This window comes from Chitinophaga filiformis (genome assembly GCF_900102545.1).
Classification (GTDB): domain Bacteria; phylum Bacteroidota; class Bacteroidia; order Chitinophagales; family Chitinophagaceae; genus Chitinophaga; species Chitinophaga filiformis.
On the sequence record NZ_FNBN01000013.1, the window covers coordinates 95,108 to 110,337 of the forward strand.

General features: G+C 45.8%; 13 protein-coding genes. 5 read left to right on the plus strand and 8 right to left on the minus strand.

Going from position 1 to position 15,230, the window contains the following annotated elements; translation table 11 throughout:
* Window positions 1-100 precede the first annotated feature (100 nt).
* Both BLR32_RS31950 and BLR32_RS31955 read left to right on the plus strand, forming a co-directional pair.
* Entirely contained in the window at window positions 101-727 is a 627-nt protein-coding gene (locus tag BLR32_RS31950; RefSeq protein ID WP_089838412.1) for a TetR/AcrR family transcriptional regulator, read from the plus strand.
* Between the two features lie 6 nt (window positions 728-733).
* On the plus strand, window positions 734-2,056 hold the full coding sequence (locus tag BLR32_RS31955; protein ID WP_089838415.1) for an ABC1 kinase family protein: 1,323 nt from the start codon (window positions 734-736) through the stop codon (window positions 2,054-2,056).
* A gap of 66 nt (window positions 2,057-2,122) precedes the next feature.
* On the opposite strand, the gene BLR32_RS31960 is transcribed toward BLR32_RS31955, so the two are convergent.
* The 5 genes from BLR32_RS31960 to sppA all read right to left on the minus strand — a co-directional run bounded on the left by BLR32_RS31960 (window position 2,123) and on the right by sppA (window position 6,840).
* On the minus strand, window positions 2,123-2,620 hold the full coding sequence (locus BLR32_RS31960; protein ID WP_089838418.1) for a DUF2911 domain-containing protein: 498 nt from the start codon (window positions 2,618-2,620) through the stop codon (window positions 2,123-2,125).
* Between the two features lie 119 nt (window positions 2,621-2,739).
* Window positions 2,740-3,285 (minus strand): SRPBCC family protein, encoded by a 546-nt coding sequence (locus tag BLR32_RS31965; RefSeq protein WP_089838419.1) that lies wholly within the window; start codon window positions 3,283-3,285, stop codon window positions 2,740-2,742.
* Between the two features lie 2 nt (window positions 3,286-3,287).
* A complete protein-coding gene (locus BLR32_RS31970) occupies window positions 3,288-3,815 on the minus strand; it encodes an SRPBCC family protein (RefSeq protein ID WP_089838421.1) in 528 nt (175 codons plus the stop codon).
* A 33-nt stretch (window positions 3,816-3,848) separates the two neighbouring features.
* Entirely contained in the window at window positions 3,849-4,952 is a 1,104-nt protein-coding gene (locus BLR32_RS31975; RefSeq protein WP_089838423.1) for an ABC transporter permease, read from the minus strand.
* 124 nt (window positions 4,953-5,076) lie between these two features.
* Window positions 5,077-6,840: a signal peptide peptidase SppA gene (gene sppA / locus BLR32_RS31980; RefSeq protein ID WP_089838425.1), complete on the minus strand. Its 1,764-nt coding sequence runs from the start codon at window positions 6,838-6,840 to the stop codon at window positions 5,077-5,079.
* An 88-nt stretch (window positions 6,841-6,928) separates the two neighbouring features.
* On the opposite strand from sppA, the gene folK reads away from it, so the two are divergent.
* Together folK and BLR32_RS31990 are read left to right on the plus strand one after the other, a co-directional pair.
* Window positions 6,929-7,420: a 2-amino-4-hydroxy-6-hydroxymethyldihydropteridine diphosphokinase gene (folK, locus tag BLR32_RS31985; RefSeq protein WP_089838427.1), complete on the plus strand. Its 492-nt coding sequence runs from the start codon at window positions 6,929-6,931 to the stop codon at window positions 7,418-7,420.
* Window positions 7,421-7,435: 15 nt separating this feature from the next.
* Window positions 7,436-8,059, plus strand: coding sequence for a deoxynucleoside kinase (locus BLR32_RS31990; protein WP_089838429.1), 624 nt, complete (start codon window positions 7,436-7,438; stop codon window positions 8,057-8,059).
* A gap of 246 nt (window positions 8,060-8,305) precedes the next feature.
* Here the strand turns inward: BLR32_RS31990 and BLR32_RS31995 are convergent, their stop codons facing one another.
* Window positions 8,306-9,532: a BaiN/RdsA family NAD(P)/FAD-dependent oxidoreductase gene (locus BLR32_RS31995; protein WP_089838430.1), complete on the minus strand. Its 1,227-nt coding sequence runs from the start codon at window positions 9,530-9,532 to the stop codon at window positions 8,306-8,308.
* Between the two features lie 205 nt (window positions 9,533-9,737).
* Between BLR32_RS31995 and BLR32_RS32000 the strand changes: the two genes are divergently transcribed.
* Window positions 9,738-12,155 carry an MG2 domain-containing protein gene (locus BLR32_RS32000; protein ID WP_245705575.1) on the plus strand — a complete coding sequence of 806 codons (2,418 nt, stop codon included), beginning with the start codon at window positions 9,738-9,740 and terminating at the stop codon, window positions 12,153-12,155.
* Between the two features lie 874 nt (window positions 12,156-13,029).
* Here the strand turns inward: BLR32_RS32000 and BLR32_RS32005 are convergent.
* Together BLR32_RS32005 and BLR32_RS32010 are read right to left on the minus strand one after the other, a co-directional pair.
* Window positions 13,030-14,235, minus strand: a complete 1,206-nt coding sequence (locus tag BLR32_RS32005; RefSeq protein ID WP_089838435.1) for a hypothetical protein — start codon at window positions 14,233-14,235, stop codon at window positions 13,030-13,032.
* 286 nt (window positions 14,236-14,521) lie between these two features.
* Window positions 14,522-15,190 (minus strand): glycoside hydrolase family 19 protein, encoded by a 669-nt coding sequence (locus BLR32_RS32010; RefSeq protein ID WP_089838437.1) that lies wholly within the window; start codon window positions 15,188-15,190, stop codon window positions 14,522-14,524.
* Between the last annotated feature and the right edge of the window lie 40 nt (window positions 15,191-15,230).

Here is a 15,230-nt window from a genome sequence, read left to right on the forward strand (position 1 = left end):
CTTTATCCGGCGTTTGTGGCGTAAATTTGTGATAGCAGCCTATGTCCAACCCGCATAGCCTGCTGTCATGTATTTACTTACGCTCTAAACCCGAGGGATCATGGACAAAAAACTCATACGCGACGCTTATAAAACTTACTGGCTGGAAAATGGTAAAAGACCCGTTTCTGTGTACACCTTCTGTCAGCAGCTGGATATACCTGAAACAACCTTTTACGACAGCTATTCCTCTTTTGATACGCTGGAAAAAGACATCTGGCTTTCTTTCTTCCAGGAGACCATAGAAAAGCTGAAGGAAGATGAGATCTACCGGAACTATTCTGCCCGGGAAAAGCTACTGACCTTCTACTTCCTTTGGGTACAGCAACTGAAGGAAAACAGAAGCTATATCCTGCAGCAAAAGGACAAATACCTGGTACCAGGCCTGCACCTGGATAAACTGGAATCTTTCCGCATCGCTTTTTACGATTATATCCGCGAGCTGATCAAAGAAGGTTACCAGACCGGTGAAGTGAAAGAACGCAAATACATCTCGGATCAATACGTACACGGTTTCTGGCTGCAGGCACTTTTTGTGCTGCGCTACTGGACAAAAGATGACAGTGAACGCTTCGAAATGACAGATGCTGCCATAGAAAAAGCGGTAAACCTCAGCTTCCAGCTGATCAGTTCCAATACGCTTGACAGTATTCTGGACTTCGGAAAATTCATGTTTGCAAGGAAATAACAAGTGATGAAAGAACAGACGAACATCCCTACCGGTAAAGTTGAACGTGCCAGCAAATTTGTAACAACAGGATTAAAAGTAGGTACCAACTACCTCAAACATTATACAAAGAAACTCATAGATCCTTCCATCAGCAAGGAAGAACTTCATGCCGACAATGCAGAAGACATTTATGATACGCTCAGCAATCTGAAAGGAAGCGCACTTAAAGTAGCGCAAATGCTCAGTATGGATAAAGGCATGCTGCCCAAAGCCTATACAGAACGCTTTGCCATGTCGCAATACAGCGCCCCTCCCCTTTCCGGTCCACTGGTCATCAATACCTTCGTTAAAACACTGGGTAAATCGCCCTCCCAGCTCTATGACAAGTTCGACATGCAGGCATCCAATGCCGCCTCTATCGGACAGGTGCATAAAGCCAGCAAATGGGGCAGGGAACTGGCCATCAAGATCCAGTATCCCGGCGTAGCTAATAGCGTAAAATCTGATCTCCGCATCGTCAAGCCTTTTGCCATCCGCATCGTAGGTATGAATGAAGTGGATATGGATAAATACTTCGAAGAGATAGAAGGCAAACTGCTGGAAGAAACAGACTATAAACTGGAACTGCAACGCTCCATGGAAGTATCGGCGCAATGCGCCCATATTCCCAACCTGGTGTTCCCGGTATATTATCCTGAACTGTCCAGCGACAGGATCATTACCATGGACTGGCTGAAAGGGTTCCATCTGAAAGAATTCCTGGAACGCAATCCTTCGCAGGAAGTCCGCAATAAGATCGGACAGGCGCTGTGGGACTTTTACCAGTTCCAGGTACATCAACTGAAAAAGGTACATGCAGATCCACATCCCGGCAACTTCCTGATGCGCGATGATGGTACTGTTGGCGTATTCGATTTTGGTTGTATAAAGGAAATACCGGAAGATTTCTACCTCAATTACTTCCTGCTTACGAATAAAGAAGTGCTGAAAGATGAAGTAAGACGCAGGGAGATCTATACCAACCTGGAAATGATCCACCCCAGCGATACTGAAAAAGAAGTGGTTTTCTTCTCCGGCCTGTTCCAGAGAATGATCGATATGCTGACCCGTCCCTTTACACTCGAGGAGTTTGACTTCGGCAACGAAGCCTATTTCGAAGAGATCTATTCCTATATGGATTATCTCTACAACCTGAAAGAAGTTAGGGATTCCAAGGTAGCCAGAGGCTCCAGACACTCCTTGTATATCAACCGTACCTATTTCGGTTTATATTCCATCCTCAGCGACCTGAAGGCGAAAATAATTACCAGCGATGCACGGATACAAAGTCTCCTGCAATCAGTATAAAAAGGCTATTCAATAAAAAAGCCTCCGTTGATCAACGGAGGCTTTTTTATTGAATATTTTCAACACTTATTTTACCGGCACTTCTACGTGAGTCTGATCCCATTCTACTACCACTTTGTTGGCAGGTACAGTAATGGTCAGTTTCTCAACAGGTGCACTGAGTTTAGTAGCTTTCGCTTTTACCTGCAGTACATCCTTATCCTTGATCTTATCATAGTCATAAGCACCCCATTGTTTCAGCTCACTGTTCAGAATGAACGTCCATTCATCAGCTTCCGGAATAGTGAACAAAGAATAAGTACCAGCTTTTACAGGTTTGCCGCCGAAGCTGCCATCTTTAGCAAAGGTGATCTCGGTGGCCTCGTTAGCGCCTAAACGCCATACTTTACCATAAGGTACCAGTTCACCGAAAATAACGCGGTTTCTCTTAGACGGTTGTCCGTAAGCTATCTTAACATTTTTCCCTTCAGCAGTTACACGTGGGCTTTTAGGTGCTTTGTCCTGTGCAGATACAAAACTGCATGTTCCTGCCAGTAATGCGAAAAATAATAGAACGTGTTTCATGGTTGTAATTTGTTTTACTGTTCTGAATTTTATGAAAAATATACTTTTTCATTCATAACAGACTTACCATTCATAACAATTCGGCGTTAAAAAAATGCGATGGCAATTCCGCATTACGCTTACTTCTTCTTTTCGCAGATATTTTTCAGCTTAGTCAATCCTTCCTCCAGCACGGGCCCTGTCAGCCGGTCTGACAGAAACCCTTTGAGCTTCCACCAGGGCAGCATGCCTACATGGGTTTCCAGGCGCCATTGTATTGCAGTCCCCTTTCCGTCAACGGAGGGCTTCAGATCAAATGTAGCAGCGGTTGGCCTCATGGCATTAAACTCCATGTTATAATAAACTCCTTTCTCGGGTGTACTTTCCCTGATCAGTACTTTGCCTGATACAGGTTTGTCCTGTTGTATGCCTGACCAGGTATAAAAAGCACCCTGACCCGCAGGCGGGTTCGAAAATTCAATCTTTTGCGCTACACCGGGAGCAGCCCAGGGATTCCATTCAGGCCAGGTATGCAGGTTATTGATCTCAGCATAAACGGTAGACAGAGGAGCATCGATCACTCCGGAACGTTCAACGATCGCCTTTGAGGGCAGTAAAAGGGAAATGAGAAATATCAATACCCCAAAAAAAAGAACACTTAACAATAATAATTTGACGAAACGCATATCTATTTTACTAATTTCTCCAGGTTTTCCAACCCCTTTTCAAAATCTCTGCCAATCAATTTATCAAGCATCAATCCCCTGATCTTACCAGCAGGATATCTGCCTACTTCCATCGCGATGCCCCATGTTACATGTGTACCCACACCAGAGGGTTCGAAACGGAAATAACCTTTTGTGACCTTACTTTCCATGAATTGCATCTCGATTGTAATATGTTCATATGGCCGGGATGCCGTGATGACAACTGAACCTTTGCCTACTTTACGGTTCCTGCTGATCCATTGATAGCCGGCGCCCGTCCCGCTCATCTTGTCATTGTACGACAGCTTCATCTTGGGATCTACCTGATGCCAGGGAGACCATTTTTCCCAGTTACGCAATATATTCACCTGATCAAAAACGACGGAAAGAGACGCAGGGATGGCCCTGACACGTACGACCTTCACTGTAGCAGGCAGGAACATGCTGACAATGAACAAACCTGGTACCAGCACGCCAAGTGCTCCAAGTATGATAAAAAAGGCTTGCATATACAAAAGGTAGGAAAAAATCCAGACTATTCCCTATTCCCAACGGAATACCTTCACTGCTACGATGTATATGATCACTCCCCAGAGGGTAAGTACCCCCAGTTCAAGCCCCACATTCCACAAATGCTGGCCTTCGAAAGCAATCTTCCGGAAGGCATCATTCAGGTAAGTCAGCGGCATAATACGGCATACAGGCTGTAACCAGGATGGAAAAGCATCCACCGCCACAAAGGTACCTGCCAGCAGGAACTGCGGTAAGGTGATCACGTTGGCAATCGGAGGGATGGTGCTTTCGCTGTTGGCAATGCCACTCACCACAAACCCGAAGCCCATGAATACAATGACCCCAAAAGCCGTCAGCACCAGCATTTCAAAGAAAGTGCTCCATCCATGTACCAGTGTAAAACCAAAGGCAAAATAACCGATCGCAATGATGATCACAGCGCCGGCTACCTGGAATACCAGACGGGCCAGGGCTTCTCCCAGCACAATATTGAGCCTGCTGATCGGTGTAGCAAAGAAACGTTTTAATACCAGCGTCTGACGCAGACTGAAGAAGAGGAACGCAGTACTGAATACGGCCGCGCTTAACAGAGAAAAGCTGAGCAAACCAGGCAGGATGAAGTCGATCGTTCTGTAACGGCGACCCGGCAATACCTCCACCGGCTCCAGTTTGGCAACGGAGCCTCTCGGATAATACACATCATCTGCCTTATAAATGATACCTGTCAATATCGTCTTGAATAGAGAGATCTTGTCTGCCGCAGCAGTAGACGTACGCACCTTCACATCGCAGGCGGGAGCATTTCCCTGCGCCGGATGGGAAGTAATGCGGATAATGGCGGTAATATGCCCCTTTTTCAGGTCGTCTTCCATTTCTGCAGCCGGCTGACCGCTTATCAGTTTAAGGCTTTTCTCACTGACCAGTTGCTTGTACAGATAACTGCTGGTATCTGTAGCTGCATCTACCCCTACCTTTACTGAGATACCGTTATCGCCGATAAAACCAAACACCAGGATGAAAACCAGGGGGAATCCCAGGCTGAAGATCACTGCCGAAGGGCTTCTAACTATTCCTATCAGGCTTGCTTTGGACATCGCCAGCAGTGCCTTCCATTGATTATATTTAACCGCCATACTTACTTAACGCTGGTCTATTCTTAAAAAATCGCATAAAACTACTATTGTTTTGCCCATTTCCATAAAAAAACCTGCCCTTTGGGGGCAGGTTTAATTCTATTTTAAGTCGGAACGTCTCTTCTTACCTGATTTCCATCACATAAGGCAGCTTCGCCTGGATCTCTCCGTTCATTTCTTTCAGATGTTTGATCTGCTGGTAAACAGCATACTGATCACCCAGTTCGTTCTTAATTGCAGTCTCCATACGGGCATCCACGGCGAAGGACTTCACAAATTTTTCAAATGGTTTCTCTGCCTCAGGATATTCCCTCAGGCGGAAAGCACTCACCTTAGCCAGTTTTGCAGCGCATTTAATCGCGTCGTCAATACCGCCGATACGATCTACCAGTCCCAACTCTTTTGCCTGTACACCACTCCATACACGACCCTGGGCAATGCTGTCTACTATTACTCCACTCAGTTTACGGCCTTCTACAACGCGACCTTTAAAGGTGCTGTAGATGCTGTCAACAGAGTTCTGTATGAATTTCTTTTCAACTTCTGTCAGCGGACGGGAAGTATTGCCCAGATCAGCATATTGCGCTGTCTTAACGCCATCGAAGGTCACTCCCAGTTTATTCTTGAAGAAACCCTGCAGGTTTGGCAATACGGCAAAAACACCGATAGAACCCGTCAGCGTATTCGGCTGCGCAAAAATAGAGTCAGCCATGCAGGAAATATAATACCCACCGGAAGCCGCATAGTCGCCCATAGACACTACCACCGGCTTGCTCTTTTTAGCCAGCGTCAGCTCGCGCCAGATAGACTCGGAGGCCAGCGCGCTACCGCCGGGAGAGTTCACACGGAACACGATCGCTTTTACGTCCTTATCCTGTCTTGCCTCACGGATGAGTTTTACAAAATGTTCGCTGCTGATAGTCTCGTCCTTTTCACTGTCGCCGCCAACAATATTACCCTGCGCATAAATGATGGCAATCCTGTTATCCTCGCCTTTGCCGGTGGTCACATCCGTTGCACTTTCATATTTAGAGAGGGAAACGAAATTCACCTTCTCATCACCGCTCAGTCCCAGTCTCGATTTGATCTCATCCATTACCTGGTCGTTATATTTCAGACCATCCACCAGTTTGTATTTCAATGCGTCAGCAGCCTCCTGGATCAGTCCCTCATTGGCATACCGGTGCAGGGTAACAGTGTCTATTTTCCTGGAAGCGCCTATGTTCTTCAGGAAGTTGGCATACAGGTCGCCCAGGTAAGCGTTTGTCTGGATGCGGTTAGCCACCGTCATCTGCGTTTCACGCAAAGGCTCGGTTGCACTCTTGAAGCGGCCATCATAAAAGATCTGTGGCTGGATCTCCAACTTTTCCAGTGTACCTTTCAGGAAGGTCAGCTGTGTAAAGAAACCGCTGAATTCCAGGCCTCCTTTCGGATGCACATACACCTTGTCTGCCAGTGACGCCACATAGTAACTCTTCTGGTCCATTACCTCACCATAGGCATAAATGAACTTACCGGATTGCTTAAACCTCAGCAGTGCGTTACGCACCTCTTCATTAGTGGCAAATCCATTGGCATTGTTGTCTGCCTTCAGATAAATCCCTTTTATGTTATCGTCAGTTTCTGCATGTCTGATCAGGCGTATTACATCATAGAGTCCCGGGGTTTCTTTGGGTCCCTGACGCAGTACAGCATTTACAGGGTCTATGATCTTTTGTTCGGCATAAGGCTGACTGGTTTCCAGCACCAGTACTCCGTTTGGCGATAAAGTAACAACTTCAGGGCTGACAGCCGACCTTATAATCCCCATCAGTATGAATATCCCGAAAAAGATGATCACAATGAAAGCGAGCAGGGTGGCAAAGAAAATTTTAAAAAAACTACGCATTATGGAAGATTTAATGTAAAAAGACCTACCGGTCGTCTTCTTTTTCCAAAAATAAAGAATATGTATACTTTTGGGCCGTTGAAGATACATGAATAAAGCAATATTACTTATAGGTGGCAATCTGGGAGACCGTACCGGTAATCTCCAACAGGCTGTGGAGCAGATAGATAAGCAGGTGGGAAAGGTGGAAAAAATTTCCGCCCTTTACGAGACGGCTGCCTGGGGCCATGTGGAACAGCCGGATTACCTCAACCAGGCCCTCCTGGTGTCAACCGGAATGGATGCACGAACACTGCTGCAAACGGTGTTAGCGATAGAACACCATATTGGCCGCATCCGCCGTCAGAAATGGGGCGCCCGGGTGATCGACATAGATATCATCTTCTACAACGATGCCATCATCAATGAACCCGATCTGAAAATCCCGCACCCGCAGATGCAGTTCAGACAGTTTGTACTGGTTCCCCTGACGGAGATCATTCCAGACTGGCAGCATCCTGTGTTGCACCAGCCTGTCAGCACATTATTAGAAAACTGCACAGACACACTCCCCGCCATAAAATACAACGGCGTAAGTTAAACCATTCACCGGTCCATGAAGTATAAATACATCACTATAGAAGGTAATATCGGCGCAGGAAAAACCACCCTGGCCACTAAACTTGCTGCACACTTCAACGCAAAACTTATCCTGGAGGAATTTGCTGATAATCCCTTCCTGCCGAAGTTTTACGAGAAGCCGCAGCAATATGCCTTTCCCCTGGAATTATTCTTCATGGCGGAACGTTACAAACAGTTAAAAGACATGCTGCAGATGCAGGACATGTTCAGCAATCTTGTCGTGTCTGATTATCTTTTTATCAAGAGCCTCCTGTTTGCAAAGATCAATCTGAAAGAGGAAGAATATAATCTCTATCAGAAACTGTTTGAAATTATCAACCCGCAACTGGTACAGCCAGACCTGCTCATTTTTCTCAATGCACCGGTAACTAAATTACAGCAGAATATCCGGCACCGCAACCGCTCATATGAACAGCAGATAGCAGACGATTATCTGGTAAGTGTACACGATATGTATATGCAGTACATCCGCCAGCATCCCGTTCGTACGCTGATGCTCGATATGACAAAAGTGGATTTTGTAAAGAATCCGGCGGACTTCGACAACCTGCTAAAAGCGCTGGATAAGGAATACGAACCAGGCGTTCACTACTTATAGAGATTCTCTATCCGGAAATAAATAATATTGCTTTGTTCTATAGCACAGCGTGAAGTACTTTTGCACCGTACCAGGGAAAAGACAAAATCGATTAATACTATTGCAACAGCAATGAACGACAACGGACAGGGGCCCTGGTGCTTTTATTGACATATCGGCATGTTCATATGCCCAACTATAAAGAAGGTTACAGTAACAATGGAAGACTGGGACTCCGGCAGACAAACGCTTGCCGGAGTTTCTTTTTTATCTTTCTGCTATAGCGTTGGCTGCTATCCAGCCGCTCGTCCATGCATGCTGAAAATTAAAACCACCGGTGATCCCATCCACGTCCATCACTTCCCCGGCAAAGAATAATCCCGGCGCCAGTTTGCTTTCCATCGTAGCAGGATCTATTTCTGATAAGCGGATACCTCCGCAGGTCACAAACTCCTCTTTAAAGGTCGTCTTTCCCTTTACAGGACATTCCATAGCAGTCAGGTATTTGATCAGCTTATGTTGCTCTTTTGCCGGCATATCAGCCCAGCGTATGTCCTCTCCTATCCCCGATTGCAGCAGAAAGAACTGCCATAAACGCTGAGGCAATCCGAAAGGATTTTTATGATGCATTTTCTGCCCACCCAGGGAAAAACGCAGCCCTTGCATTTCTTCCCTTAAACTGTTTTCATTGAATGCGGGCAACCAGTTGATCAATGCCATGAACTGGTACTGTAAGGCCCCCAGCTCACGTGCCCCCCATGCAGAAAGTCGTAATATGCAAGGTCCGCTCATGCCCCAGTGAGTGATCAGCAAAGGTCCTTTTTCCTGCAGTTTGGTGCCAGCAATCTTTACATGCGCTTCTTCCACACTTACCCCCATCAGGGCGGTAATGGGATTGCCCGGCATATTGAAAGTAAAGAGCGATGGCATGGGTGCTTCTACCTGGTGACCTAGCGCCTGTAACCAGGCAAACTTCTCCAGCTGGGCATATCCACCGGCCGCTACACATACAAAGTCAGCTTTCAGTACACCACCGTCCTGTAAGCGTATTTCCCATCCTTTATTTCCTGACACCAGTTCATTGACGCCAGCGTTCATCCGGATCTTTACACTGTATTTATCCGCCTCTTTAAGCAGACAGTCGATAATGGTCTGGGAATTGTCCGTTACCGGAAACATTCTTCCGTCGGCTTCTGCTTTCAGCGCCACCCCCCTTTCCTTAAACCAGGCAATAGTGTCCTGCACAAAAAAGCGGCTGAAAGCCTTTTTTACAAAATGCTGTCCTCTCGGATAGCGTTTTGACATATATAATATGTCGGGGGCATTATGCGTTACATTACATCTTCCACCACCCGAAACTTTCACTTTAGATAAAAGTTTGTTGCTTTTCTCCAGCAATACTACTTCTAATTGAGTATCAAGGCGTGCGGCGTTCACCGCACAAAAAAAACCGGCAGCGCCACCGCCTATAACTACTAATCTCTTGTTTACCATCTTTTTATGTCACTGATTTTTCCCAAAACCACTATTTGGCGGCAATAATAATCCAAAGCCGGGAAATTGTAATTTATTAAATACCAATAACATTATTTGTATATATTAATTTTTAGCTCTATTTTGCATATTATAATTTTTGATACTATATTGTTGCAAAATGTTGTTCCACATGCAGTCTGTGTTCTCTAAAAAACTAAATCGCATGAAGTGGCTCCTCCCAGTCTGTCTGCTGGGCATAACCGGCGCCCTTGCGTTTTATCCCGCCGATGAATGGCAGGATAAAATCACTCAAGCCTTGGAACAGTACAGCAAACGCTTCCCCCAGGAAAAGGTTTACCTGCACCTGGATAAGGATTATTACGCCGCTGGGGAAACCATGTGGTTCAAGGCGTATGTTTTGCTACAAGGCCAGCCATCCCTTTCGGCAACCAACCTGTACGTAGAGTTGGTGGATAAATCCGGAAATGTGGTAAGTAAAAAATTGCTCTCTATCGGTGGTGCTACCGGTTCCGGTGCATTCGAACTGCCAGACAATTTCAAAGCAGGTCAGTATCAGCTGCGCGCTTACACTGCGTGGATGCTGAACTTTGACCCAGAATACCTCTTCTACAAAAACATTGAAATATTCGACCCGGCTAAGCCAATAGGTCCGACGCCCAAAGCGCCGGCTACTGATTTTGCCGTTAACTTCTTCCCTGAAGGCGGTAACCTGATCGCTGGTGTTGCCGGTCGCGTTGCCTTCAAAGCAATCGATCAGCAGGGTTATCCTCAGGAGGTAAATGGTATCATCCAGAACCTGAAAGGAGAAACGGTAGCATTGGTGAAAACTACCCGCGATGGTATGGGTATGTTCGATATCACCCCTGCTGCCGGAGAAACATACAAAGCCCTGGTCCAGACTGCCAAAGGTCAGCAGAAAACCGTTCTGCTGCCGGTTGTAAAAACAACAGGTGTAGGCCTTAAAGTCTTCAACAAGGGCACCCGTATCTTCTATCAGACCTTGCCTGCAACGAAAGATAATCCGATGTACAACAATATGATGATCGTTGCGCAGATGCAGCAGCACATCGTGTACAAAGCGAAACTGAATGCAGCGGAAGGCCAGATGAGCGGCTTTATCCCTACTAAAGAACTTCCTTCCGGTATCATTCAGCTGACTATCTTCAACAGTGAAGGTTTACCACTGGCAGAAAGGCTGGCTTTCGTAAGAAAGAACGACTTCCTCTCCCTGAGCCTGCAGAACCTTGCAGTGAATACGCAGCCAAGACAGAAAAACACACTGGAAATAAAAATACCGGACACCATGCTTACCAGCTTGTCCGTTTCCATTACCGATGCTGACCAGATCGTGAAAGATCAGGATGAGAACAACATCATCTCCAACCTGCTCCTCACTTCCGATCTGAAAGGTTACATCGCTAATCCGGCTCAGTATTTCAAAGACTCAGATCCGGCAACCCTGCAGGGCCTGGACCTGGTAATGATGACGAACGGCTGGAGAAGGTTCAGCTGGGAAAAGATCCTCCACAACTTCCTGCCAGACGTTAAGTACCCTTACGAACAGGGCTTACTGCTGAAAGGTGTGGCTACTACCAACAAAGGTGCTGCTGCGCTGTCAAATGGTAAAGTGGACTTCATCCTGAAACAGCCGATCGATACATCTACCGCATTCTCCTCTGTTACTACCAACGATAAAGGTGAATTTGCTGTAGACCGTCTGCAGTTCGTAGATACTATCAACGTATTCTACCGCGCCAACGATCCTAACAAAGCCTGGAAGGACGTAAGCGTGAAATTTGAACCGCACTTCTTCGAGAAAAAAGAAGCCGTAACACTGCCTTATCCATTCAGAACTACTGTAGAAATAGAGCATAAAGTATTAACCTCTTACCTCTCTACCGTAGCTGAAAACAGTGCTGTAACCAGATCTATCGCTAACAAACCGATCTTCCTGAAAGAGGTGAACGTACGCGAAAAACGTCTGAGCAAAACAGAATCAGTTGAGCAACGTTACGCTACAGGTATGTTCAATGCCGGCGATGGTTATGCATTTGACCTTACAAGAGACGAACCGGGTAGTCTGAGTATCTTCCAGTACCTGCAGTCCAAAGTACCGGGTCTGAGCATCAACCTGACCGACCCGGCAGGACCAGCGCTGAACTGGCGTGGCGGTCCTCCGGTATTGTTCCTGAACGAAATGCCTACCAACATCAGCATGCTGGGTAACATCAACATCGGTGATGTAGCCTTCATCAAAGTTTTACGTCCAACCTTCGTAGGTGGCTTCGGTGGTAGTTCTGGCGCAATCGCAGTTTACACCAGAAAAGGTGGCGACAGCAAAGCTGAAGTGGATACACGCGGCTTCGAGAAATACAGAAAAGGTGGTTATAACATCGTGAAAGAATTCTACGCACCGGATTATACCGTTCGTAAGGAAATTCACATCCTGCAGGATAAAAGGCTGACTCTCTACTGGAATCCAAACCTGATAGCAGACTCCCTGACACATACTGCAAAGATCTCCTTCTACAACAACGACTTCACAAGACGTTTCCGTATAGTAGTGGAAGGTATGGGTGAAGATGGTTCAGTAGGACGCACAGAACAATTGCTGCAATAAGCATAGTCACTCGCTGACAAAAAAATAGTCCATAGTTAAACAACTATGGACTATTTTTATTTATACGATGTATATGCCCTACAAACATCTCATCCGGACGATTTACCAATCATACTATTTTACCATTCCCTGTAACTGATCAAGTCCAGCTTAAGTCCACCTCAACTCCACCTTAAAGCCACCCTTACGTCTGGTATAACAGGAGTAAACGACCTACCCGTGGCTGCTATGCGCCAGGTACCCTATCTCTCTTCTTAAAAAAACAGCCTCCCAATTACCTACCTGTTAAAATAGTATAATACTTCCCTTCCAATAACAGCTCATCCACGCCCATCTCCAATAACAAAACATTACTCAGGTAAATTGTTTTATCATCGTTACAATACGCAGGAATATGCCCTTTACAAAGGCTTTCATATCGGTATAACGACAGGCCTTATACGTTGTGGCAACATTAAAATGACCGCATTTTTTCGTTAACAAGAGATTAACCAACAGATTAACAGCACATTAACAGTTCGCTTATTTTTTCGGGGTATGTTTGTATTGATAAAAGCAAAAGCACGTTGTCCTTTACTTCCAGGCCTCTCATGCAAAAAGGTATGAGGGCTTGGGGGTTAAGGGTTCTCTTCGGGACAAATTCCGACTCCAAACACTAATAAACACGCACTAGACTCAATATACTTTAAACGCATTATACTACCCTGGGAACATGGCCAAAATACTAGAGGGGGAATAATGTAGATTACTACACATTATATGGCTGTCAGTAAATACTGTGGTCAAACAAATCAAAAACCAACTAATAAAAAAAAGGTCTCGTTTTCACGAGACCTTTTTCATTTGTAATGATATGATGGCTCCGTCAATTCGTCTAGTCTTTCAGCTTGTGCAGGAAGGAAGACAGCTTAAACAGCAGCTCATCCTGTAAACCTGCTCTCAGTTTCGCTTCATCATCTGTAATACCCAAACGGCGCATACGCTGATAATAACTGTATGATCCACCAATCAATTCCAGGCACTCTTCGATCTTTTCCCTGATCTCCCCTTCCTTGCTCTTCTTGTCATATTCTTTCTTGGAAAGGATCTTGTCAACAAAGTAAAAACTGTCCTTTGTTTCCACCCATTTCCCTTTCGACTGATGCTGTGGCTTATATACTTCCAGGTAGCAGTTATCCAGGTGTAATACCTCGCCAAATTCAGACCTTACATCAATGGATGCTGGCCTTCCTTTCTGAGGACTAGCCATCAGCTTCTTGATGAAATTACTGATCTCCATGCCCAGTTCACCGCTGCTGATAAGTATCTGGTTCAGCTGAGAGAATTCCATTACCATCGTGACACGGATGTAACGGCTGCCCGATTTCAGTTTACCAATGATACTTGGCGTCTGATGTTCATCAAACAGGATGTCTTCCACTTGTACCTTACTTACTGTACGATAATTAGGAGTATATCCTTCAGAGCCTGGTACTGCCTTCTTATTCGTGGTCCTGGCTACATGCTGTTTGGCAGTATGCTGTACAAAATCATCAATGAACCGCAGGTCATGTTCTTTCAGACGATGATATAGTTCATGTGTACTATAGTTCACAATTCTGCTAAGCAGCAGCACATCGTCCCACACATCAGCATATTGTACTTTTTTGAGCTCATCCAGCACATCAGCCGTTACCAGGTTCCGGCGATACAGCAGTTCGCCTACCAGGAAAACGGAATAGTCATTCAAAGGGTAGCCCAATTCCGGCAGCAGGTCATAAGGACTCTTTTTCTGTTCTTTCGCCTGGTCCAACTGCTCCAGGTCAGAAACCACCGGGGCCAGCAGATACTTGCGGGCTGCAGTACGTAATTTCTTACTCACATGATCAATCAGATGATCATTCACTTCACGCTGGCTGACAAAATCGTGCAGTATCTGCACAAAACGCTTGGATGCAGGCAAGCCGAACTGCAGCAGAATATCATTCTCCATGTCCAGCACACTTGCACCACCCGCGTGTTCCTTGCTGGCTTTAGTTCGCGTCTCCTGCTGCTGACAGCGCTGATAATATTCCTGTAATTTCAGTTTAAGCTTATCCATATATTTATCTTATTAAATCGTTTCTTTCTTCAAAAACAGGTTTTCCATACCTTTCCGGGTCATCCAATTTGACTTTTCCGGGTATAAAAGTCCTGCCTCCGCCTGGGAAATACGCCGCAAAATGCCTGAAAGACACATGCCGACGCCTTCAATAGCGAATGCAATTGCTTGTTTTACAATAAGTTATTCAATGGGAGTAGTATAGCGATCTAATGGGAGAATGCAAATATACAGTATTTGAAAGTTTCGTCCCAACCTGCTCTGTAATCTAATTGTAAAGCGATGCTCATTGCAGCACCGTTTTAGCCTTTTCCCAAAGGGCCAGCCGGTCGTCATACCCGTTTAGTCCGCCATTAATACATATTGTCAGCCACTGGAATTTGCTGTACAGCTTGTTTTTATACATCGTAGTCCAATTATCGGGCTGATCGGCTATGGCATTCAACGTCTTATATACTGTCCAGAACCAACAGGCAGACGCGACCGCATATTGAGGAGTGGCAAGCAGGTCAGGTGCATCCTGGAAAGTATTTGTATTACCGGTCAGGGCTTTACTGCAATCGTCATAACTGGATCTTCCCGTCAGCTGGATGAGCCCGCGTCCCCTGAACCGCCATCCGTCACCACTGGCTTCCGGTCCGTTACCCAGGCGGTTGGCATACACTTTATTGGCTATCTTGTCGGGCTTGCCGGCATACTGCTGGGCAATAACAAGCGTGGGGAAGTATTTCGGGAATACGGTAACTAAACGGTCTGCCCGGTAATTCAGATTTTCAGTGACTACGCTGAACTGTCCGCTTTCATGACCCAGTTGTGCCAGAAACGCGGCAGCTCTTACTGGTGTATCAATGTGATAAACAGGCATTGCCTGATTCAGATAGGGCAAATATGCCTGGACGTTTTGGGATTTGGCTTGTGGCATAATAGCCAGCAGCTGCTCATTGGTGATTATCATAGGGGTGTTTATATTGAGATTAACAATTACAAATGTAAGA